The 22,909-nt window shown below is 72.7% G+C and carries 15 protein-coding genes; 6 read left to right on the top strand and 9 right to left on the bottom strand.

All coding sequences use genetic code 11. The features are described 5' to 3' along the window. Nucleotides 1-74 precede the first annotated feature (74 nt). Genes ACFVH5_RS37490 through ACFVH5_RS37505 form a run of 4 tightly spaced genes read right to left on the bottom strand, consistent with a single transcriptional unit; the run spans nt 75 to nt 4,933 of the window. Nucleotides 75-1,229, bottom strand: a complete 1,155-nt coding sequence (locus tag ACFVH5_RS37490) for an XdhC family protein (protein ID WP_385838164.1) — start codon at nt 1,227-1,229, stop codon at nt 75-77. Further along, a complete protein-coding gene (locus ACFVH5_RS37495) occupies nt 1,222-3,351 on the bottom strand; it encodes a xanthine dehydrogenase family protein molybdopterin-binding subunit (protein WP_385838165.1) in 2,130 nt (709 codons plus the stop codon). Before ACFVH5_RS37495 ends, ACFVH5_RS37490 begins: the two co-directional genes overlap by 8 nt. Then, nucleotides 3,348-4,340 (bottom strand): FAD binding domain-containing protein, encoded by a 993-nt coding sequence (locus tag ACFVH5_RS37500; RefSeq protein ID WP_385838166.1) that lies wholly within the window; start codon nt 4,338-4,340, stop codon nt 3,348-3,350. Before ACFVH5_RS37500 ends, ACFVH5_RS37495 begins: the two co-directional genes overlap by 4 nt. Then, complete coding sequence (locus ACFVH5_RS37505) at nt 4,337-4,933, bottom strand: 2Fe-2S iron-sulfur cluster-binding protein (protein WP_385838167.1); 597 nt, start codon at nt 4,931-4,933, stop codon at nt 4,337-4,339. Before ACFVH5_RS37505 ends, ACFVH5_RS37500 begins: the two co-directional genes overlap by 4 nt. A 342-nt stretch (nt 4,934-5,275) precedes the next feature. On the opposite strand from ACFVH5_RS37505, the gene ACFVH5_RS37510 reads away from it, so the two are divergent. Further along, complete coding sequence (locus ACFVH5_RS37510) at nt 5,276-5,857, top strand: TetR/AcrR family transcriptional regulator (protein WP_384799364.1); 582 nt, start codon at nt 5,276-5,278, stop codon at nt 5,855-5,857. A 33-nt stretch (nt 5,858-5,890) separates the two neighbouring features. On the opposite strand, the gene ACFVH5_RS37515 is transcribed toward ACFVH5_RS37510, so the two are convergent. The 3 genes from ACFVH5_RS37515 to ACFVH5_RS37525 form a co-directional block, all read right to left on the bottom strand. Then, nucleotides 5,891-8,581, bottom strand: a complete 2,691-nt coding sequence (locus ACFVH5_RS37515) for a glucosidase (RefSeq protein WP_385838169.1) — start codon at nt 8,579-8,581, stop codon at nt 5,891-5,893. A gap of 153 nt (nt 8,582-8,734) precedes the next feature. After that, nucleotides 8,735-9,910: a cytochrome P450 gene (locus tag ACFVH5_RS37520; protein ID WP_385838170.1), complete on the bottom strand. Its 1,176-nt coding sequence runs from the start codon at nt 9,908-9,910 to the stop codon at nt 8,735-8,737. A gap of 137 nt (nt 9,911-10,047) precedes the next feature. After that, entirely contained in the window at nt 10,048-13,164 is a 3,117-nt protein-coding gene (locus ACFVH5_RS37525; protein WP_385838171.1) for an AAA family ATPase, read from the bottom strand. Between the two features lie 187 nt (nt 13,165-13,351). Here ACFVH5_RS37525 and ACFVH5_RS37530 point away from each other — a divergent pair, with 187 nt between their 5' ends. Continuing rightward, on the top strand, nt 13,352-16,210 hold the full coding sequence (locus tag ACFVH5_RS37530) for an AAA family ATPase (RefSeq protein WP_385838172.1): 2,859 nt from the start codon (nt 13,352-13,354) through the stop codon (nt 16,208-16,210). A gap of 71 nt (nt 16,211-16,281) precedes the next feature. On the opposite strand, the gene ACFVH5_RS37535 is transcribed toward ACFVH5_RS37530, so the two are convergent. Next, the gene (locus ACFVH5_RS37535) at nt 16,282-17,190 is read right to left on the bottom strand and encodes a hypothetical protein (protein ID WP_385838173.1); all 909 of its coding nucleotides are present in this window, start codon (nt 17,188-17,190) and stop codon (nt 16,282-16,284) included. 405 nt (nt 17,191-17,595) lie between these two features. On the opposite strand from ACFVH5_RS37535, the gene ACFVH5_RS37540 reads away from it, so the two are divergent. The 3 genes from ACFVH5_RS37540 (at nt 17,596) to ACFVH5_RS37550 (ending at nt 20,772) form a co-directional block, all read left to right on the top strand. Beyond that, the gene (locus tag ACFVH5_RS37540) at nt 17,596-18,174 is read left to right on the top strand and encodes a LuxR C-terminal-related transcriptional regulator (RefSeq protein ID WP_384799382.1); all 579 of its coding nucleotides are present in this window, start codon (nt 17,596-17,598) and stop codon (nt 18,172-18,174) included. 130 nt (nt 18,175-18,304) lie between these two features. After that, a complete protein-coding gene (locus ACFVH5_RS37545; protein WP_385838174.1) occupies nt 18,305-19,258 on the top strand; it encodes an oxygenase MpaB family protein in 954 nt (317 codons plus the stop codon). Then, nucleotides 19,255-20,772, top strand: coding sequence for an aldehyde dehydrogenase family protein (locus tag ACFVH5_RS37550; protein WP_385838175.1), 1,518 nt, complete (start codon nt 19,255-19,257; stop codon nt 20,770-20,772). The genes ACFVH5_RS37545 and ACFVH5_RS37550 overlap by 4 nt, the downstream gene beginning before the upstream one ends. A gap of 40 nt (nt 20,773-20,812) precedes the next feature. Here ACFVH5_RS37550 and ACFVH5_RS37555 read toward each other — a convergent pair whose 3' ends face one another. Further along, complete coding sequence (locus tag ACFVH5_RS37555; RefSeq protein WP_384799391.1) at nt 20,813-21,439, bottom strand: TetR/AcrR family transcriptional regulator; 627 nt, start codon at nt 21,437-21,439, stop codon at nt 20,813-20,815. Nucleotides 21,440-21,529: 90 nt separating this feature from the next. Between ACFVH5_RS37555 and ACFVH5_RS37560 the strand changes: the two genes are divergently transcribed. Beyond that, nucleotides 21,530-22,669 (top strand): acyl-CoA dehydrogenase family protein, encoded by a 1,140-nt coding sequence (locus tag ACFVH5_RS37560; protein WP_385838177.1) that lies wholly within the window; start codon nt 21,530-21,532, stop codon nt 22,667-22,669. Nucleotides 22,670-22,909 lie beyond the last annotated feature (240 nt).

The following is a 22,909-nucleotide window of genomic DNA, read 5'->3' on the forward strand; positions in this document are numbered from 1 at the left end:
CGGGTCTCTCGTGCCGTGACCCGCCCCCGGGGCCGGGCCGTGGTTAGCGCGGGCCGGGCCCGGGTGCATGGCCTTCAGGCGGCCTCCGCGGCCTCCGTCGCGTCCCGCTGCACGCCGTCGCGGTGGATCGGGGTGCGCGTCCCCGTGAGGGGCGCGCCCGTTCCGCCGCGCCGGGCCGCGACGATCTCCGCCGCGATGGACAGGGCGGTCTCCTCGGGCGTACGGGCGCCGAGGTCGAGGCCGATCGGCGACCGCAGCCGTGCCAGCTCCGCCTCGGTCAGGCCGACTTCGCGCAGCCGCCGGTCACGGTCCGCGTGGGTGCGGCGCGAGCCCATCGCCCCGACGAACGCGACCGGCATCCGCAGCGCCTGCTCCAGCAGCGGGATGTCGAACTTGGCGTCGTGGGTGAGCACGCACAGCACCGTGCGCCCGTCGGTGGCGGTGCCCCGCAGATAGCGGTGCGGCCAGTCGACGACCAGGTCGTCGGCCTCGGGGAAGCGGGCCCGGGTGGCGAACACGGGACGGGCGTCGCACACCGTCACGTGGTAGCCGAGGAACTTGCCGGCCCGTACGAGCGCCGCGGCGAAGTCGATCGCACCGAACACGATCATGCGCGGCGGCGGCACGTTCGACTCGACGAGCAGGGTGAGCCCGCCGGGGCAGTTGCTGCCGTCCTCCGAGAGGTCGAGGGTGCCGGTGCGTCCGCCGTCCAGCATCGCCCGCGCCTCGGCCGCCGCCGTCCGGTCCAGCTCCGCGGAGCCATGGCCGTACGACCCCTCGTACGAGCCGTCGGGGTGCACCAGCAGGGCTCTGCCGAGGAGTTCGGCCGGGCCCCGGACGACCCGAGCGAGCGCCCTGGGTTCGCCCGCGGTGACGGACAGCAGCGCCGAACGGAACAGCTCACGGACCGGTGCCTGTACGGCGACCGGCGTGATCATGATGTCGAGCACCCCGCCGCAGGTCAGACCGACCGCGAAGGCGTCCTCGTCGCTGTAGCCGAACCGTTCGAGGACGCTCTCGCCGTCCTGGAGCGCCTGTACGCACAGGTCGTACACCGCTCCTTCCACGCAGCCGCCGGAGACCGAGCCGATGACCGTGCCCTCGCTGTCGACGGCGAGGGCCGCACCGGGACCGCGCGGTGCGCTGCCGCCGACGGCCACCACGGTGGCCACGGCGAACTCACGGCCCTCCTCGACCCAGCGGGTCAGCTCGTCGGCGATGTCAAACATGCGGACCCGCCGTGATGACACGGTCCGGCCGGATCGGCAGGTTCCGGTGGCGTACACCGGTCGCGTGCCAGACCGCGTTGGCGATCGCCGCCGCGGCGCCCACGATGCCGATCTCGCCGATGCCCTTGATCCCGACCGGGTCGTCCGGGTCCGGGTCGTCGACCCAGTCCGCCTCGACGAGGGGGACGTCGGCGTTCGAGGCGACGTGGTAGCCCGCGAGGTCGGCGCCGTACAGGGCGCCGGTGTTCCGGTCCCTGACCGCCTCCTCGTGCAGGGCCATGGAGATGCCCCAGATCATCCCGCCGGTGAACTGGCCGCGGGCCGTGAGCGGGTTGATGATCCGCCCGGCGGCGAACATCCCGAGCATGCGGCGCACGCGCACCTCTCCGGTGCCCACGTCCACGGCGACCTCGGCGAACTGCGCCCCGAAGGAGTGCCGTTCCTTCTGCGCGAGGGCCCCGACGGCGGCGGTGGTGTCCGAGCGGACGGTGATGCCCTCCGGCGGGATGCCGTCGCTCAGGGCGAGCCGCTCCCGCAGTTCGGCGGCAGCGGCCGTGACCGCCCAGGCCCAGGACCGGGTGCCCATCGACCCGCCGGCGATCATCGCCGGACCGAAGTCGCTGTCGCCGATCCGCACGTGCACCCGGTCGGTCGGCACCTCGAGGGCGTCGGCGGCGATCAGGGTGAGCGCGGTCCGGGCGCCCGTTCCGATGTCCGCGGCGTTGACGCGCACGGTGAAGGTGCCGTCGGCCTCCGCGGTCGCGGCGGCCGTGGACGGCATCGCTCCCACGAAGAAGGAGGCCGCCGCCGTGCCGGTGCCGATCAGCCAGCGGCCTTCCCGGCGCACGCCCGGACGCGGGTCCCGGTCGGCCCAGCCGAACCGGCGGGCGCCCTCCTCGAAGCAGGCGGGCAGGTTGCGCGTGCTGAACGGCAGCCCGGAGACCGGACCCACCTCGGGTTCGTTGCGGGTACGCAGCTCGATCGGGTCGATGCCGAGCTTCTCGGCGAGTTCGTCGAGGGCGGACTCCAGCGCGAACGAGCCGGGCGCCTCGCCGGGAGCGCGCATGAAGGTCGGGCTCGGCACGTCGAGCCGTACGACCCGGTTGGCGGTGTGGTGGGCGGGGGCGTCGTACATCACGCGGGCCACACCGGCGCCCGACTCGATGAACTCGTGCACGGTCGAGGTCAGGCTGAGGCAGCTGTGCTCCAGCGCGCGCAGCCGTCCCTCGGCATCCGCGCCGAGCCGGACCCGCTGGGTGGTGGGGCTGCGGTAGCCGGCGAGCGAGAACATCTGGCGGCGGGTCATGACGACCCGGACGGGGCGCGACAGGGCGGTCGCGGCCATCACCGCGGCGACCTGGTGGGCGCGGACGCCCTTGCTGCCGAAGCCGCCGCCGACGTGTTCGGAGCGCACGTGCACCGAGGCCGGGTCGAGCGAGAAGAGACTGGCGAGTTCGGCCGCGACCCAGATCGTGCCCTGGTTGGAGTCCACGACCTCAAGACGGCCGCCGTCCCACAGGGCGGTCGCCGCGTGGGGCTCCATCGAGTTGTGGTGCTCTTCGGGCGTGGTGTACTCGGCGTCCAGGACGACGGCGGACGCGGCCAGTTCGGCTTCGAGGTCGCCCTTCTCCGTCACCGCGGGGCCGCCGGGGCCGGGGATGGAGTACGCGTCGGGGTGCTCGGCGGCGAAGGTGACGTCGTGCGCCTCCTCCTCGTAGTGCACCACCAGTGCCTCGGCGGCCTCCCTGGCCTGCTCGGAGGTCTCGGCGACGACCAGCGCCACCGGCCAGCCCGCGTGCGGCACCCGGTCGTGCTGGAAGACGGCGATGGTCGGGTCCGGCGGCATGCCGAGCATGCCGACGTAGTCGGTGTCGACGCGCGGGGCGTTCCCGTGGTGCAGGACGGCGAGGACGCCCGGCATGTCGAGGACCGGGCCGTCCTCCACCGAGCTGACGCGGCCCCGGGTGACGGTGGACAGCACGAGCCAGCCGTGGGCCAGTTCGGTGAAGGGGATCTCGGCCGCGTAGCGGGCCGCTCCGGTGACCTTGTCGCGGCCCTCCACACGGGTGTGCGCGGTGCCGACGGCCGGTACCGCCCTGATTCCGGTCGTGGTGGTGGTCATCGGGCGGCCTCCTCGGCGAGTTCGCTCAGTACGGCGACGACGAGGTTGCGCATGAGTGTCACCTTGTATCCGTTGTGCGGCAGCGGCCGGGCGGCCGCCAGTTCGGCGTCTGCGGCGGCGGCGAAGGCGGCGGCGTCGACCGGTCCGCCGGTCAGGGCGGCTTCGGCCGCGCGGGCGCGCCACGGCCGGGACGCGACGGCCCCGAAGGCGAGGCGCACCTCGTGCACGACGCCGTCCCGGACGTCGAGCGCGGCGGCGATCGAGCCGATCGCGAAGGCGTACGAGGCCCGCTCGCGCACCTTGCGGTAGCGGGAGTTGGCCGCCACCGGCGCGGGCGGCAGGACGACGCCGGTGATCAGTGCTCCCGGCGGCAGTGCGGTCTCCAGGTGCGGGGTGTCGCCCACCGGCAGGTAGAAGTCGGTGAGGGGCAGGACGCCCGGTCCGTCGGCCGTCTCGTAGGTGACGACGGCGTCGAAGGCCGTCAGCGCCACACCGAGGTCGGAGGGGTGGGTGGCCACGCAGTGGTCGGAGGCGCCGAGGATGGCGTGGTTGTGGTGCTCGCCCTCGATGGCGGGGCAGCCGCTGCCGGGGTCGCGCTTGTTGCACGGCTTGGTCACGTCGGCGAAGTAGCCGCAGCGGGTGCGCTGCAGCAGGTTCCCGCCGACGGTCGCCATGTTGCGCAGCTGCCCGGACGCGCCGGCGAGGACCGCCTGGGTCAGGGCCGGGTAGCGGCGGCGCACGTCGGGGTGCGCGGCGAGGTCGCTGTTGGTGACGGTCGCGCCGATGCGCAGCCCGCCGTCCTCGGTCGGCTCGATGCGGTCCAGCGGCAGCTCGCGTACGTCGACGAGCCGGCCGGGGCGTTCGACACCGGTCTTCATCAGGTCGACGAGGTTGGTGCCGCCGCCGAGGAACCGGGCGTCCGGGTCGGCGTCGAGCAGCGCGAGGGCGCCGGAGACGTCGAGGGCCCGCTGGTATCCGAACTCCTTCATGCCGCTGCCCCTTCGTGCTCGGTGCCCTGCTCGGCCCTGGCGGCTCGTGCGGCGGCGTCGGCCTCGGCCGCGCGGGCGACCGCCTGGACGATGGACACGTACGCGCCGCAGCGGCACAGGTTGCCGCTCATGCGTTCGCGGATCTCGTCGGGGGTCAGGGGCGGTGGTCCCGCTTCGGGGCGTACGTCGTCGGTGACGGCGCTCGGCCAGCCGGCGGCGTGCTCCTCGATGACGGCGACGGCGGAACAGATCTGGCCAGGTGTGCAGTAGCCGCACTGGTAGCCGTCGAGGTCGAGGAAGGCCTGCTGTACGGCGTGCAGCTGGTCGCCCTCGGCGACGCCCTCGATGGTGGTGATCTCCCGGCCCTCGGCCGCCACCGCCAGGCTCAGGCAGGCGACGGCCCGGCGTTTGTCGATCAGGACCGTACACGCCCCGCACTGCCCCTGGTCACAGCCCTTTTTGGTGCCGGTCATATCGAGGCGTTCACGCAGGGCGTCGAGCAGGGTGGTGCGGTGGTCGACGGTCAGGGTGTGCTTCTCGCCGTTGATGTTCAAAGTGACGGCGCTGTACGTCGACGGGGGCGCTGTGGCCATGATCAGCCTTCTTTCACATTCCCGGGCCGTCCCACGGGGACGGTCCGGCAGGCAGAGAGAACGGAAAAACGCTATAGACGTAAGAGACGCGAAGAGGTGTCGGAACGAGGGCCGGGAGTGGTGTCGGGTGGGGGGGGTGACGCCCAGCGCGGCGGTGGCGGGCCGGAAGCGTGCATGATGCAAGCAGGCAGGACCGCGGCCGACCACCGCCATCTGTCCAGGCAGGACGACTCGCCGGTAAGGTGTACCTAACCGGACAGTTGTCCGCTCACGAGAAAACGTAGTGGACACCTGTCCGCTTAGCAAGGACGGGATTCGGCCACGAACCCGCGAGGAGGACGCGTGGGGCACAAGAAGGACGCACCTCTGCGCTCGGACGCGCAGCGCAACCGCGAACGCATCCTGGAAGTGGCCGTGGCCGAGCTGACGCTCTGCGCGGACGCCCCGCTCAGCGTCATCGCCAAGAAGGCGGGCGTCGGGCAGGGCACGTTCTACCGCAATTTCCCCAACCGTGAGGCGCTCGTCCTGGAGATCTACCGCCACGAGATGCAGCAGGTCGCCGACGCGGCGTGCGAGCTGCTGCACACCCACGAGCCGGAGCGGGCGCTGCGCGAGTGGATGGACCACCTGGCCCGGTTCGCCATGACCAAGGCGGGTCTGGCGGACGCGATCCGGCAGGCCACCAGCGCGCCCGGCGGCCCGGCGAAACCGGAACCCACTCCGGTGGCGTCCGCCGCGCTGCTGCTGCTGCGCACGAACGAGGAGGCGGGCACCATCCGCCCCGGGGTGACCGAGGACGACTTCCTGCTCGCCATCGCAGGGCTCTGGCAGCTCGACCCCCACGGCGACTGGCAGCCGCGCGCGGCCCGTCTCCTGGACTTCGTCATGGACGGGCTGCGCGCGGGGGCACCGGGCCGCCGGTGAGGCCCGGTTCCCGCCGTTCCCAGGGCAAGGGACTCAGGACAGGGGTTCCTCGCGCAGGGCGCCCCAGTCCTCGGAGCCCACCTGGTGGAACAGGGTCGCGGTGACCGCGGCCAGACCGGTCCAGCCGGTCTGGTGGGACGCGCCGAGGCCCGCCCCGTCGTCGCCGTGGAAGTACTCGTAGAACAGCAGCAGATCCTTCCAGTGCGGGTCCTTGGCGAACTTGGCCTGGGCGCCGTGCACCGGGCGATGGCCGTCGGGGCCGCGCAGGAACGTCGCGGTGAGCCGGCCGGAGATCTCACGGGCGACCTCGTAGAGGTTCATCCGCCGTCCCGAGCCGGTCGGGCACTCCACGGTGAACTCCTCACCGTGATACGCGTGCAGGTTCAACAGGGCCCGGATCAGCAGGATGTTGACCGGGAACCACACCGGGCCGCGCCAGTTGGAGTTGCCGCCGAACATGCCCGAGTCGGACTCGGCGGGCAGATAGCCGACACCGTACGTCTGCCCCCCGACCTGGAAGCTGTACGGGTGCTCGGCGTGGTGGCGGGAGAGCGAGCGGATGCCGTACGGGCCGAGGAACTCCTTCTCGTCGAGCATGCGGGCCAGGACGCGCCGGAGTCGGTCGGGGCCGAACAGGGCGAACAGGTGCCGTCCGCGCACACCGGGGCCCGCGGTCCGCTGTGCGGACACCACGGCCTGCACGGCGGGGTGCCGATCGATGAACTCCTTGGCCCCCGCGACCAGTTCGGGGAAGCGCTGGTCGGCCCAGCCGCCGACCACGCTGGTGGCTGCGAGCGGGATCAGCCCGACCAGGGAGCGCACCCTGAGCCGGACCGCCTCGCCGTCGGGCAGCCGCAGGACGTCGTAGAAGAAGCCGTCCTCCTCGTCCCACAGGCTCTCGTTGTCCCTGCCGAGGCGGTTCGTGGCGACCGCGATCCACGCGAAGTGCTCGAACAGGGTCTGCGCCTGTTCCACGTACACCGGGTTGTCGACGGCCAGTTCGATGGCGATCTCCAGGAGGTTCTGGCAGTACAGCGCCATCCAGGCGGTGCCGTCGGCCTGGTCGAGCCGGCCGCCCGTCGGCAGGGGCGCGCTGCGGTCGAAGACACCGATGTTGTCGAGGCCGAGGAAGCCGCCCTGGAAGACGTTGTTGCCGTCGACGTCCTTGCGGTTGAGCCACCAGGTGAAGTTCTTCATCAGCTTGAGGAAGGCGTTCTCCAGGAAGGCGCGGTCGCCGTGTCCGGTGCGCTGCTTCTCCAGCTCGTAGACGAAGAGGGTCGCCCAGGCGTGCACCGGCGGGTTGACGTCGCCGAAGTTCCATTCGTACGCGGGGATCTGGCCGTTGGGGTGCAGATAGAGGCGGCGCAGGAGCAGGTCCAGCTGGCCCTTGGCGAACCCGATGTCGACCATCGCGAGGGCGAGGGTGTGGAAGGCGAGGTCCCAGGCCGCGAACCACGGGTACTCCCAGGTGTCCGGCATCGACATGATCTCGTCGTTGACCATGTGGTACCAGGCGCTGTTGCGCAGGCGGGGGTCGGCGCCGAGCGGGTCGACGCCGTGCTCGGCCAGCCAGCGCTCGACGTCGAGGTGGTAGTACTGCTTGCTCCACAGCATCCCGGCCAGTGCCTGGCGGACCAGCCGCCGCTCGTCCTCGCTCGTCCCGTCCGGGACGACCCCGCCGTAGAAGGTGTCGGCCTCGGCCCGGCGGTCCGCCATCACCTGGTCGAACTCGCTCCAGGGATCGGTGAGTTCGGTGGCGTCCGTCAGCCGCAGGCGGATGCGGGCGCTCCCGCCGCCGGGCACGGTGTGCACGCTGTGCAGGGCCGCCTTGGTGCCCGTCCCGGCGGGGTCGACGGCCGCCGGGTCGCCGTGGACGACGTGACGGCCGATGCCGTCCTTGACGTACGGGGTGGGGTTCGGACTGCCGAAGACGCGCTCGTCGTTGGTCTCGTTCCCGGTGAACAGCGCCTGGGCGTCGCTCTCGCAGTACAGCCGGCGGGCGCCCAACTCCTCGTGGTCCGCGCGGATTCCGCCGGGCACCCGCCGCAGAGCCGGTACGGCGGTGCCACCGGCCCAGGACCAGGTGTGCCGGAACCAGAGCGTCGGCAGCAGATGGAGCGGGGCCTCGTCCGGGCCGCGGTTGTGCGCGGTGATCTCGACCAGCAGATCCTCCGGGCCCGCCTTCGCGTACTCGACGAACACGTCGAAGTAGCGGTCCGCGTCGAAGACACCGGTGTCCAGCAGCTCGTACTCGAAGTCCTTGCGGCCCCGGGCCCGGTTGGTGGCGACGAGATCGCCGTAGGGGAACTCCCCCTGCGGGTACTTGTAGAGGAACTTCATGTACGAGTGGGTGGGGGTGCTGTCGAGGTAGAAGTAGTACTCCTTGACGTCCTCGCCGTGATTGCCCTCGCTGTTGGTCAGGCCGAACATCCGCTCCTTGAGGATCGGGTCGCGGCCGTTCCACAGGGCCAGGGCGAAGCACAGCCGCTGCTTGTCGTCGCTGACACCGGCGATCCCGTCCTCGCCCCACCGGTAGGCGCGCGAGCGCGCCTGGTCGTGGGTGAAGTACGCCCAGGCCTCCCCGTCGGGGCTGTAGTCCTCGCGGACCGTCCCCCACTGCCGCTCGCTCAGATACGGCCCCCAGCGCCGCCAGGGCGCCACCCCCTCGTCGGCCTCGGCCAGCCGCCGCCGCTCGACGTCCGGTACACCGCTGTCAGTTGTCATCGCCCGTCCTCCTCACAGCCCGGCACGTGCGTACACCATCGGACCGTTCCGGGCGGGCCGCAATGCACCGCGGGAGGGTCGGCCTCACGACTTCGGCGGACGATCGCACTCCGCTGACCAGCGGGGACGGCGGCCGGTCGCGGTGACGGCCGGTCAGTCCTGGCTGCCCCAGAGCACCTGGAGGCCGAGCGGCTTGCGGAAGACGAGACCGTACGGGGCGGTGGGGTGGGCGGGGTCGAGGCGCAGGGCGGGGAGACGTTCGAGCAGCTGCCTCAGGGCGATACGGGTCTCCAGGCGGGCGAGATGGGCGGCGAGGCAGTAGTGCGGGCCGTGGGCGAAGGCCAGCTGGAGCCGCGCGTTCTCGCGGCGGACGTCGAACCTGTCGGGGTCGGGGAAGACGTCGGGGTCGCGGTTGGCTCCGGCCAGGGAGACGGTGACCAGGTCGCCGCGGCGGACGGTGACCGGACCGAGGACGGTGTCGCGGATGGCGTAGCGGTCCACGACGGCCGCACCCGGTTCGAGGCGCAGCGACTCCTCGATCGCGCCGTCCAGCAGGTCGGGGTCGGCGCGGACGAGGGCGAGCTGCTCGGGGTGGTTCAGCAGATGCAGCAGCGCGTTGGTGATCATGCCCTCGGTGGTCTCGATGCCGCCGAACATCAGGACCGCGGCGTTGGACGCCACCTCGGCCGGGGTCAGCCGTCCGGCGGCGGAGACGAGGAGCGAGGCCGCGTCCCGGTCGGCGACGGTGGCCTCCACGGCTGCCCGCAGCTGTGCGTAGGCCGCGGTGCCGGCGGGACCGGCCGCCTGTCCGGCGGTGATGTCCGAGACCGCCGCCACGATGGAGTCGTACCAGGACAGGACCGTGGCGGTGCTCGTGCCGACCAGCCCGAGCGCCTCGGTGACGACGGCGACCGCGAGCGGACCGGCGAAGGCGCGTCGCAGGTCGGCGGTACCGGCCGGTGCCAGTGCGGTGATGAGCCGGTCGCTCTCCCCCTCGATGAACGAGGCGAAGCCGTCATGCACCGCCCGGGGACGGAAGGGGGCGGTGAAGGGCTCACGGTGGCGGGCGTGCGGGCCACCGTCCAGGGACAGCATGCTCGGCCCGACGACCTGCGCGGTGGAGAACCTGGGGTCGTCGACCGTGAAGGTCTCGGCGTCCCGCATCACGCTCATCGCGAGGTCCCGGCGGGTCACCAGCCAGCCGTCCAGCTCGGGCAGCCAGGACACGGGCTCGTGCGCACGCAGGAGCGCCAGGCGGGCGTGGGGATCCCGGGTGAGTTCGGCGAGGGTGGTCGCGGCGCCGAGGGGCGAGGAGGCGACGGCGTTCATCGCGGGGTCCGGCGGCGCGCGGTCCGGGCGGGTATGGGGTATCCGATCACACGCAAGGCTAACAATCGCCGTTCGGTCCCGGCTCGGTGCGTACGCGGGCCCTGCTCGGGCCGTCGTCAGCCCCGCTCGGGCCGTACTCAGTTCTGTTCGGCCGCTCCCCGGTGGACGCGGTAGTTGGTGAGCACGGCGGTGACCACCTCGGTGCGGGACCGCAGCCCGGTGCGGGCGAAGAGGCGGGTGAGGCGGTTGGCGACCGCGTCCTCGCTGAGCCGCAGCACCGTGGCGATCTGCCGGTTGGTGAGTCCTTCTGCGATCAGGGTCGCGAGCAGCTGTTCGTTCTCGGCGGTGGCCTGTCGGCGCCCGGGGACGGTGGTTCCGGCCTCGCGCATGGCGGTCCTGGTGTGGAAGCGCGGCAGGGCGGCGCCGGTCTCGCCGAACAGTTCGTACGCCTCGTGCAGCAGGGCGGGCGGGCCGGTGCCCGCGTCCGCGGCGGCGACGAGGGTCACCGCGGTCTCGTACGGCTGACGGCGGGAGCGGGCCAGCTCCAGGGCCTCGCGCAGGTTGTCGTGGACCGTGCCGAACGGGTCGGGGCCGTGGCGTCGCTGGACGTGGGCCGACGCGAGCAGATATCTCAGTCGTGTCCTCGCGTCACCCGTGCGGTCGGAGATCAGTCGCAGGTGTCGCAGGCAGGCCGCCGCCTCAGCCCCGCGTCCTTCCTCCGCGTGCGTCTCGGCGAGTGCGGCCCACAGTTCGTCGGTGCCGGCGATCTGGCCGCGGACCGCTGCCGCGTCCAGGCCTCGGCGCAGTACCTTCTCGGCACCGGCCGGATCGCCGAGGGCCCGCAGCAGCTCCGCCTCGACGGCGTCCAGGGAGTACTCCAGCGGGCCCTCCCCGTGACCGTGCGCGGCGTCCCCCCGCACGCTGTCGAGGAGACGGCGGGCGCTCGTGGGGCGGCCCCGGGCCAGCAGGACGGCGGCGGTCCGCGCCGGGATCAGATGGCTGTCCGCCGCGGGGGTGCTCGTCTGGTTGTTCGCCAGCATCCAGCGGGCCGACTGCAGTGCCTCGTCCCAGCGGCCCTGGAGATGGCGCCACAGGAACAGACTGCGCGGGGCCAGCAGGTCGGCCGTCAGTCCCTGTGCGTCCAGCAGGGCTTCGGCCGCGCGCAGGTCACGGCCGCTGAGCAGCTCGTCGAACATGGCGGTGGCGAGGGCGTGGACATGGCCGGTGTCGAGGTACGGGGCCTCCGGGAAGGCCAGTGCTTCACGGAAGCGCTCAGGGCGGCCCAGTGCCAGTTCCGCCACGGCCCGGAAGTAGGCGGGCTTCGCCCGGGCATGGGCGTCGGTGGCCCACACGGGCTCGGTCCGCGCCAGCAGCTCCAGTGCCTCCTGCCACCGCTCCAACTGGCTCAGGGCGAGGGCCCGGCCGGTCACGGCGGCCAGTTCGGGCAGCCGCAGCTCGTCCCACCATCGCGCCGTGGCCAGCCGGGACAGGGCCCGCCAGTCCAGGTCGTTGGCCGTCGCCGCCGTGAAGAGGCTGGCGGTGTCCTGCAGCGCCCGGGGGTCGAGGACGTCCGCCAGGTTGCGCAGGACCGACTCCGCGATGGTCCGGGCGGTGTGGTGGTCGCCTGCGTTGTAGGCGGCCTTGGCGTACCGGTGCAGGGCCGCGACCCGGTCGGCGGGCCGCTCGACGAGGTGGCCGGCCGCCCGGCACCAGCGGAGCACTCCCCTGCCTTCGGAGTCGGGGTGCAGTCTCCGCGCGGCGGCCGTCAGTTCGGCGACCGCGCGGTCGCGGTCGACGAGCGATCCGGCCTCCGCGACGCGGTCCGCGAGGTAGGCCACCGCGTCCGCCTCGTCCGGCAGGGCCACGAGCGCGGGTCTTCGCGGGTACGGGGTGGCACCCTCCGTGCCCTCCCTGTCCTCCCTGTCCTCTCTGTCTTCCCTGTCCTCTGTACCCTCCGCGCTCACCGCGTCCTGCTCCGCCCACAGCGCCTCCACCGCGGTGGCGGACAACCGGCTGCGCTCCAACGGCCCGAGCCGCTCCCGAACGGCGTGCGCCACGACCGGCAACCGGAACCGCCGGCCGGACCGGCAGGGCGGGGTGGTGTCGTCGGGCCCCGGAGCGTCGTCGGCGACGGCGGCGTCGTCGCGGGCCGGGGATTCCGGGTCGGCCGGTGCCGGGAAGGGTTCGGTGATGTCCGCGTCGGTCAGGGCGCGGAGCGCGTCGCTCACCGTGTTCGCGGGCAGGCCGGTCGACGTCGCGATCAGCCGCGCGGCCCGGCCGCCGAGCGGCCACAGGATGCTCAGGGCCCCGGCCACCGTGCGGCACGGCTCGCCCAGGGCGTCCAGCGCCGTCATGAACCGGTCGTTGTCCGACAGCACCGGCGTCGGTCTGCGCGCACCGACGAAGGCGTGGCCGTCGGCCACCCTGATCGCGCCCTGCCGCGTCCACCCGGTGAGCAGCGCGTCGACCGCACCGGGGACCCCGAGGGTGAGTTCCCGTACCCGCCGGGCCAGCGTCGTGTCGGGCGTGGCCCGCAGCCGGCGTGCCACCACGGTGGTGGTCTCCTCCGGTCCGAGCCGGGACAGGACGACCGTGTGGGTCCCGTCGGCCCTCTCCCACCCGGTCGCTCTCGGCTCACCGCGTCCCACTTCGGAGGCCAACAGCCGTACGGTGTGCGGCACTCGCGCGAAGTCGGTCTCCCGGAGCACGGCCAGCGAGCCGGCGTCGGCGTACTGGAGGTCGTCCACCACCACGACCACGGGCGCGGGTACGGGGGCGGAGGCGGGCGCGGGTACGGGGGCGGGCCCGGTCGCGGCCGCGGGCCCGGGTTGCGTGAGGGCGGCGCGCAGCAGTCCCGCCATGGCCGTCCCGTCGCGCTGTTCGGCCGCCCGCAGGGCCTCGACGGCCGGCCGCGTGGACCGTTGGTGTGCCGCGGCCGGGCGGTGCTCTTCCAACGCCATCACCAACCGCAGCGCCAGCAGGAACGGCCGTACGTCGTCGCCGGGTACGCAGCCCACGGTGAGCACGGCCTTCCCCTGCGCGCGGAGCAGTTCACCGACCGCGTGCACGAACTCGCTTCGCCCGATGCCCCGTTCACCGCGGACGAGCACCAGGCGCGGCCCGTCCGGATCGCCCAGTCGGCCATGGACCTCGTCCACCTGCCCTTCGCGGCCGACCGGTCGACCGGCGGTACGGTCCAGGCTCACGGCCGTACCCCCGTGCAGCAGCCAGGGGGTTCCGGACGGGGCAGTCATGGTCCACCGCGCTCTCCTCGACGACAGGTGCCGGGCGGGCGGTGACCCACGTTCGGAGAGCGCCGTCGGCCGGCCCTTCGTCCGGGCCTCCGGCCGGCGACAGCCATTATGGTCATGTGCCGGAGGCCCTTTACATGTGGTCGTTTCCGCTGGTCGTTTCCGTCCGGCGAGGACCGGATCAGGAGGCGTGGGCGTGCACGACGGCGGACCTGTCATAGGCAGGGACGGCGAGATCCGGGAGGTGACCCGGACCCTGCTGTCCACCGGTGGCCCGGCACGCGTCCTGCTGGTCGTAGGCGCCGCCGGGACGGGCAAGACCGCCGTCCTGGAACACGCCCGGCGGGCGGCCGTCGAGGAGGGCGCCAAGGTCCTGCGGCTGCGCTGTCACGACAGCGGGAGCACACCCGGCGCCCCCGCCCTGTCCGACGCCGTCCACGGCGCGCTCGCCAAGGTCCCCCACCGCCGGAACACGGTCCGCGTCAGCGGCGCCCGCCGCACCTCGCGCCAACCCGCCGGGGCTTACGGGGAGTTGAGTCAGCTCGCCGCACTGAGCGAGACACTCACGGACACCGCCCGCGACACCCCATTCGCGCTGGTGATCGACGACGTCGAGCGCCTGCCGTCGGCCACGGCCGCCGCCCTGAGCCTGCTCGTACGTGTCTTCCGCCCGGCCGGAGTGCCGATGGTGATGGCCGGCCGACCGGTACCCCCGAGGGACGGCGGAGCCTCCCAACTGGCCTCGGCGGCAGACCGGTTGCTCGAACTGCCGCCGCTGCGTCCCGCCGACGTCGAAGCCCTGATGGTGCGCGGGCTCGGCCGCCCGGTCGAGCCGGCACTGGTGACGGCGGTGCTGCGCGCGCTGGGCCCGATGGCGGGCACCCCCGAGGCCGTACTGTCGGTGCTGGACTCGATGGACACGCACGGCGGCCTCCTCGAACTCGGCGGCCATGTCTGTCTGACCGAACCGGAACAGGCACTGCGGCTCACCACGGACACGGCACGCCTGACGCGGCTCTGCTGGCCCGGCGAACCCCCGGACGCCGCCGACCTGGACGCGGCCGCCGCCGTCGCCCGCGCCCTGGAACACGCCGAAATACGGTTCGACGATCTGCACCGGCTGAAGCCGGGAGGCCCCCGGCGGGCCGGCCTCGTCGACCGGGCCCTGACACCGCTGGTCGGGGACGGAATCGTGACCGTGGACGAGGACGGCCGGGCGTCCTTCGCCGTCCCTGCGCTCGCCGCGGCACTGCGCGCCCTGCCCACCCACCACGACGTGTCGTCGTTGCACGCCCTCATCACCAGATCACTGAGCGACCGGCTCGGCGCGGAGACGGCGGGGGGCGGATATCCCCGTCTCGCCGACCATGTGACCGCCGCCGGGGCCGAGTTGGACGACGCGCTCGCGGTGGACGTACTGCTGGCGGCGGCCCGTACGGACGCCCGATCCGACTGGCCGCGGTCGGTCCGCGCCTACGCCTCGGCCCTGGGCCGCCTGACCCCGTACGACCGCAGGACGCCCGAGGTGCTGTACGAGTCCGCCGAACTGAGCCTGCGCCACGCCGACCACCCCGGTGCGCTGGCACTGGGCGCACCACTGCTCGCCTGTCTCGACGCGGATCGAGACCGGGATCGTCTGGTGTACGTCACCGAAGTGTGGGCGCTGGCGGCACTGCACGAACACCGGCTGCCGAACGCCGACGACTCCGGCACCCAGGACAGCGGTGTTCCGGAACACCTGGCCGCCGTGGAGGGATTCACGGCGCTGACCGGTCCGTACGGGATCGGACGGGGCGCCGGCCGGGTCGCACACCTGCCGGAGGACGGGGCCGGCCCGACTGTGCGCCACCCGGTCACCACCGGCCACCGGTCCGGAACCGGGCCGCTCCCCTCGCCCGCCGAACTACGGCTGCTGGCCGCCGCCTCGGGTGGACGTGCCGAGCTGCTGGAGACGTCGAGCGCCCTGCCGCCGGAGGCGAACAGCGCGCACACCATGGACCGGCTGCGGCACGCGGCCACCCATGCGGACCTCGCGGACGCCCTGGCGGCCGTGCTCGGCGATCGGTACACGGGGTCGGGGGACAGCACCGCCGCGCGGTACCACGCCATGGTCCGCTCCTATCTGGACGGCGACTGGGACCGGGCCCTCTCGGCCGCCCGCCGGATCGAGGCACGCAGCAGGACCCGTGGCACGCAGGCCGGCGCCGCACAGTGCGCCCGCGCGCTGGCGGCCGAAATTCACGGCGCACGCGGGGAGTTGGGGCACGCCCGGGCCTGGCTGGAGCTGATTCCCGACGGCGTGACCCACCCGCTCGTGGCCTGGGCCAGGATGAGCCTGCGGTACTGGTCGGGCCAGGCGGCGGAGGCATTGGAGGGAGCCCGCGAGGACGTACGGCGGGCCCGCCGGGACGGTCTGCTGTCGGGCATCGAGAAGGTGCTGCTGCGATATCTGTCGTACGCCCTGCTGGAGGGCATGCCGCGGGCCATGCACCGGACGCTGGACGAGATGGAGGCGCTGCACGAGGAAGTGGGCTCTGCCATGACCCACGAGACCGTGCTGCTGGGCCGGGGGCTGGTGCACGGAGAGGTGGACGGCGCGCTGGCCGCCCTGCGGTCGGTGGACCAGCGGGGTGATGTGTACCTGGGCCTGCTCTGCCGGCTGTGCCTGGTGGAGATCGGCGACGACTCCGACCGGCGGCTGGCCGAGGCCTCGTACCTCGCGCAGTCGCTGGGGATCGGGCGCGCCACCCGTACGACGCTGGGGCACATGGCGCGGCGGCGGAGTCTCGTACTGCCGAGACTGCGGCCGGCCAGGGACCGGTTGAGCGAGGCGGACGTCCGGCTGACCGTGCTGGTCAGCGACGGGGCGACCAACCGGCAGATCGCGGCGCGGCTGGCGTCGAGCGAGAAGACCGTGGAGCGGCGGCTGACGCAGCTGTTCCAACGCACCGGGTGCCGTTCCCGGGCGGAACTGGCCGCGGCCTGGCTGGACGGCAGCCTCGCCGACCGCGGCCTGGTGCCGGACGGTGTGCCCGGCACCGCCCGGTGACCGCCGGGTCGGGAGGATCGAAAAGGTCGGACGGGTCGAACCGTTCGGACGGGTCGGACGGGTCGGACGGGTCAGGAGAAGCGAGCCGTGTGGGTGTCGACCAGGACACCCAGGCGGCCGGTGTCCAGGGAGCCGTCCGTGTTCACCGCGATGTGCCATTCCGCGTCGGTGATCCAGCCGAGGACCAGCAGCGCGTCGGTCTCGCGCAGCGGCGCGTCGACCCATCTCTCGTCGCGGAACTGGGCGGCGGTGACCACGAAGAGCCGGCGGGTGTGCGTTCCGCCGGCCGGCACCCCTCCGGACCTCCCGGCGTTCTCGCGCCCCGGGGCCTCCTTGTGGGCCAGGGCCTCCTCGCGGGTGGCCGCGGGGTACAGCCGGGCCGACCGCGCGCCCAGTCCGTCGGTCACCGGAGGGGTGGTCGCCGAACCCACCAGGACGACCGTGGCGAGATGCCCGACCGGTCCCGAGACGACTTCGGTGATGACGGCCTGCGCCAGCCGCAGCACCTCGTGGTCGTCACCTGTCAGGGCGATCGGCCCCGACAGTTTCGCGAGGTCCACGAGTACCCGCTCTCCCCTGTACAGGCCGAGGGTGACGGTCAGGGAGTACGGATGCGTGGGTCTGCCACCGGAGGTGCCGGTCGCCCGCAGGCTCGCCGGGTCCACCGACCACTCCTTGCCCGAGACGTCCGACGTCCACGGTGAGGGTGCCGCCCCGTCGGCGTGTGCGAGCTGCACGGTGAGCCGCTGTCCCGAGTGGACGACCGTCTGCACCTCGGGCAGTCGGCGTGCGTCCTGTGCGCGCCCCTCGGCCAGGGCCTGCAGACCCAGGGCGACGGCCTCCAGCACCTTCCGGTCGGCGCCCGGCCCCGCGGTACGGGCCTGTCCGGAGGAGGAACCGAGTTTCCGCCGGGTGAGTACGGCGGCGGCCCCGAGCAGCGCCAGGCCGAGCACCACGAACAGGACAAGGGACACGATCATGGGGCTACCTTTGTTGCTAGAAGTGCCGGAACTTGCGGGGTGCTGCCGGGAGTTGCCCAAAGCGGCCAGGAGTGGTCACGGGCCGCACGGCATCCCGCACGCACGCTCCGGCAACCGGAGTGCGTCGGAACGCGCTCTCACCCCATCGTCGTGCGGCCGGCTCCCCCGGTGAAGCCGTCCTCGCGAACCTTGCCGTTCCGTACAGGAAGTTCTTGCGCGCCTCCGGCTGAGCCGCCTTGCGCGGTGCTGTCCCGCACCGGGTACTCGCGCCAGGTTTCCCTCGGTTGTGGGTGAGGGGGCCTTCGGTACGGCTGTCCGATCTCCGCAGGTGGCAGCATCAGCCCCGGAACCATCTGGACGACCGCATTCCTCATGGGCGACCACAGGCGCGAGGCGGGAGGGCCCATGCCCCAGCAGGTACTCACCGAGTCCGTGCGCGTGGCGATCCACGCGCCCGCGCCCTTGGTACGTGCCGGGCTGGCCGGCTTCGTCGCCCTCGACCCGCGTCTGCACGAGCTGCCGCGGGACAGGACCCGTGAGGCCGACGCGATCGTGGTCGCCATGGAGGTGGCGGACTCCTCCGCGCTGGACCTGCTCCCCCGCCTGAGCGACGAACCCGACGCACGCTTCCTGGTGGTCGTGGGCAAGCAGTGGCGGGCCGACCTGGCAGCGGCACGGGAGCGGGGCGTACGCGCCGTCGTGTGGTGGGACTTCTGCAGCCCGGACGTCTTCGCCCGGACCGTGCGGGCGGTGGCGGGCAGCGACGGGAGCGCTCCCACGCCCGCGCACGCACCCAAGCTGACCTCGCGTGAGGTGGACGTGCTGCGCCTCATCGCGGAGGGAAAGCAGTGCGACGAGATCGCGGTCGAACTCTCCTACTCCGAACGCACGGTGCGATACATCCTGTACGGGGCCATGAAGCGCACCCGGACCCGCAACCGCGCGCACGCCGTGTCCTATGCGATACGGGCCGGACTGATCTGAACCGTCACGGCCGGGGCGATGCGTCGCCCCGGTAGGCGTGTCGGGAGTATTGACGCGACTCGTGAAACAAGTCGATAGTTTTTGTATCTTCGACTCACCGTCGCCAGGCGCCCTGCGAAAGGGACTCCCCATGGGCCGCTACAGCCGGCTCCACCGCATCGAGCAGATGGACCCGCAACAGGACTACGAAGAGATCTTCCGCCTCATCACCGCGTACGAGTTCCCCTGGGACTACCTCCAGGGCGTCTCGGTCGCCTTCCTGCGCGACTACGGCGTGCCCCGCATATCCCAACTCCTGGACCACACACAGGAGTTCGAGCGCTCCGGGCAGAAGCGCTACGACGACACCGTACTGATCGCCCACGAGATCGTGCGCGACGGCATGGACTCCGAGCACGGCAGGGCCGCGGCCCGCCATCTCAACCGCATCCACGGCCGCTACCGCATCGCCAACGAGGACTACCTCTACGTCCTGGCCACCACCGTCGTCGGCCCCAAGCGCTGGATCGACCGGTTCGGCTGGCGGCCGTTGTCGCCGCAGGAGACCGAGAGTCTCGCACTCGTCGGGCGGCGCCTGGGCGAGATGATGGGCATAGCCGAACTCCCCCGCGACTACGCGGACTTCGCCCGCCTCCACGACTCCTACGAGCAGCGGATGTTCGCCTACGACCCGGCCAACCGGCGGGTCGCGGCAGCCACGTTGAGGGTCGTCACCCACTGGTACCCCACCTGGCTGCGCCCGTTGGTGGCGCGCGCCTCCCTCGCCGTGCTCGACGACCCGCTGCTCACCGCACTGGGCTTCCGGCCGCAGCCGCGCCGGGTGCGGACCGCCACCCACCGCGCGTTACGGGCCCGGGCCGCCCTGGTACGCCGGCTGCCGCCCCGGCCCGCCTGGCACCCGTACCGGCCCAAGCCCCGTACGTACCCCTTCGGCTGGACGCTGGACGACCTGGGGCCGCACCGGTCCCACTCCAGGCCGCTGCGGCCACTGTCGGACGAGAACGGCAGCCACCCCTCCTCCGGCGCGAACGGACACCACACCCCACCGGCCGGTGGCGGTCCCACACACCAGGAGCTTCGATGACCGGCACGGACCAGGACGCGGCGCCCCGCCCCGCCACCTTCACCGTCCGCTCCCCCGCCACCGGCGATCCCGTCGGCGAGCACCCGGTCCACGGTCCGGAGGAGGTGGCCGGCGCCGTGGAACGGGCCCGGACCGCCGCGGCCGGCTGGGCCGCGCTCCCCGCGGCGCACCGCCGCGCACACCTGCTGCGGTGGAAGCACCGGCTCGCGTCCTCGCTCGACACCGTCGCGGAGACGATCGCGGCGGAGACGGGCAAGCCGCGCGGCGACGCGGTCCTGGAGGTCGTCCTCACCCTGGAGCACCTGAACTGGGCGGCCCGCAACGCCGACCGCGTGCTCCGACGGCGGCGCGTACGAAGTGGTCTCCTGGCGGCCAACCAGCGGGCCTCCGTGGTCCATCGGCCGCTCGGCGTGATCGGGGTGATCGGCCCCTGGAACTACCCCCTCTACACGCCCATGGGTTCCATCGGCTACGCGCTGGCCGCCGGCAACGCCGTGGTGTTCAAGCCGTCCGAGCACACCCCCGGTACGGGCGCGCTGCTGGCCGAACTCCTGGACGCGGCGGTGCCCGAGCACGCCGGTCTGCTCACCACCGTGACCGGCGCGGCGGCGACGGGTGAGGCGCTGGCCCGCTCGGGCGTCGACAAGGTGGCGTTCACCGGGTCCCCCGGGACCGCGCGCAAGGTCATGGCCGTGTGCGCGGGGTCGCTGACGCCGTTCCTCGCCGAGTGCGGTGGCAAGGACGCGACGATCGTCACGGCCGACGCGGACCTCGACGCGGCGGCCGAGGCAGTCGTGTGGGGCGCGATGAGCAACGCCGGACAGACCTGCGCGGGCGTCGAACGCGTCTACGTCGTACGGGAGGTGTACGACCCGCTGTGCCGCAAGGTCGTCGAGCGGGCCGGTGCGCTCCGGGCCGGTCCCGTACCGGACGCCGTCTACGGTCCGATGACGATGCCCGCCCAGGCGGCCGTGGTCCGGCGGCATGTGGAACAGGCGCTGGCGGGCGGTGCGCGTGCCCTGCTGGGCGACGCGGCCTCGGTCTCGGTCTCGGGCTCCGGGGCGTTCGTCACGCCGGTCGTCCTGGCCGATGTGCCGGAGGACTCGCCGGCGATGACCGAGGAGACCTTCGGGCCGGTCGTGGCGATCAACGCGGTGGCGAGTGCGGACGAGGCGGTGCGGCGTGCCAATGCCTCGCCCTACGCGCTGGCCGCCTCGGTGTTCAGCCGTGACCGGCGGGCCGGTGCGGCGATCGCCGCGCGGCTGCGGGCCGGAGCGGTGTCCGTCAACTCCGTGCTCGGCTTCGCCGGTGTCCCGGCCCTGCCGTTCGGCGGCTCCGGGGAGTCCGGCTTCGGACGGATCCACGGCGCGGACGGGCTGCGGGCGTTCACCGCGCCCCAGTCGGTCACCGTGCAGCGCTTCGCCCCGCCGGTGAACCTGACCTCCTTCAGCACGCCCGCGGCTGCCCGGGAACGCGCGGTCGCGGCGGCGAAGTGGCTGCACCGGCACCGCTGACGGCCCGGAAGGCGCTGGCGATGCGGGGCGATGCGGGCCGTCAGGCGTCCAGGAGCGGGGCGAGATAGCGGCGGGCGAAGGCGCGGGCCTGGTCCTCGTCCTCCATCTCGATGCAGCTCGACGGGTTCAGCAGGAAGGAGACGGCGACACGGACCATGAGTTCGGCGACCGGCCGGGGGTCGGAGTCGCCACGCCCTTCGACCTGCTGGGCGCGGAGCAGATGTGCCGTCAGATAGTCGCAGGTGGCCTCCAGGGAAGGGCCTCCCTGGACGGTCAGATAGGGCAGCACCACCTCCGGTTCGAGGCGCAGCAGGCCACCGAAGAGCGGGTGTGCCCTGGTGTGCCGCAGGGCCACCACGAAGCCTTCGACGACCCGCTCCTGCATGGTCGGCAGGCCCGCCACCGCCGTGTCGAGTGTTTGGAAGAACCTGCTGCCCTCGCGCAGCAGGCAGGCCTCGACCAGTCCGTCCTTGGTCTGGAAGCGGCGGTAGACCGTGACCCTGGAGACCCCGGCCCGCTTGGCGACGTCGTCCATGGAGGAGCGGCGCAGGCCGAACGTCGTGAACTGTTCCAGCGCGGCGTCCAGGATGCGCCGCGCCACCTTTTCCTCCGTCTCCGGGCGGGCGATGGCCCGGGCGAGCAGGGAGTCGTTCGCAGAAGTCGTCATGGTGCTCCTCACGATACCGCCCGAGATCCACCGAAGAGACTGTGAAACACCTACCATCTCTTTGTAACCGTCCGGAACCCGGAGGACCTCATGGGCAGTCGACTCACCCCGGAACAGTCCGACTTCGTCGCGGCGGTCCGCGACTTCGCCAAACGCGAGTGCGGCACGCGTGAACAGCGGGACGAGCTGACCGGGGGCGGCCTCGACCGGCACCACCCCGGCCTCTACGGCAGGCTCGCCGGACTCGGCTGGCTCGGAGTGTGTCTGCCCGAGGAGTACGGCGGTTCGGGCGGCGGAGTGGCCGACGCCTGCCTGTTCCTTGAGGAGACGTCGTACGGAATGGTCCCGGCGGGCGGTTTCGTCACCAGCGTCATCACCGCCAAGGCGTACGAACGGTTCGGCACCGAACGGCAGAAGCGGGAAGTGCTCACGGGTGTCGGGCGGGGCCGGGTCCTCGCGATCGCGATGTCCGAGCCGGGCGCCGGCTCCGACGTGGGGGCGCTCACGTGCCGCGCGCGACGCGACCCGGACGGGGACTGGGTGATCGACGGTCAGAAGACCTGGATCTCGAACGCCCATATCGCCGACAGCATCCTGCTCGTGGCCCGGACCTCCGGGGACAAGCACGCGGGGCTCACCATGTTCCACCTCCCGGCCGACACACCCGGCGTGGAGATCCGGGGCATCGAGACCATGGGCGGGCGCGAGGTGAACGACGTCCACCTCGCCGGGGTCCGGCTGCCCGCCGACGCGGTCGTCGGGGAGGTCGACAACGGCTGGCGGCAGCTGATGGCCGGCCTCGACCACGAGCGGCTCTTCCTGGCCGCCTCCATGCTCGGCCTGGCCCGCCGCGCGTTCGACGACGCCGTCGGATACGTACGCGAGCGTGAGCAGTTCGGCCGTCCCGTCGGCTCGTTCCAGGCCCTGCGCCACCGGATCTCCGACCTCGCCACGGAGATCGAGTGCACCCGGCTGCTGGTGCGCGAGGTGGCCCTGGACTGCGACGCCGAGCCGGAGCGGCGGTTCTCGCGCGAGGCGTCCATGGCCAAGCTCAAGGCCACCGAGACCGCCAAGCGGGCGGCCCTGGAAGGCATGCAGATGATGGGCGGCTACGGCTACGCCACCGAGTACGACATGGAACGCCATCTGCGCGCCGCGGTCGTCTCCACCGTCTACGGCGGGACGAGCGAGATCCAGCGGGACGTGATCGGCAGGACCTACGGGCTCTAGGTCCTGTCGTCAAATTCCCGACGTCCGCCCGTAGGGCGGGCCGGGCGGCGTCTGGTGCGTGCTCTCGGTGTGCCGGGCGGAAGCCCTCATACTGGACGTACTTGGGCTTTCGCCCGGTGCGGCGAGAGGGCGTGCCAGGCGTCGGCCGGCAGGCGGGAATTTGACGACAGGGCCTAGGGCCTGTCTGACTGTTAAATTATTCGCAGGGCTGTCGGAATTTGTTTTAGTGTGTGTAGATCT

It is taken from the genome of Streptomyces sp. NPDC127119, assembly GCF_042677425.1.
Taxonomy (GTDB): domain Bacteria; phylum Actinomycetota; class Actinomycetes; order Streptomycetales; family Streptomycetaceae; genus Streptomyces.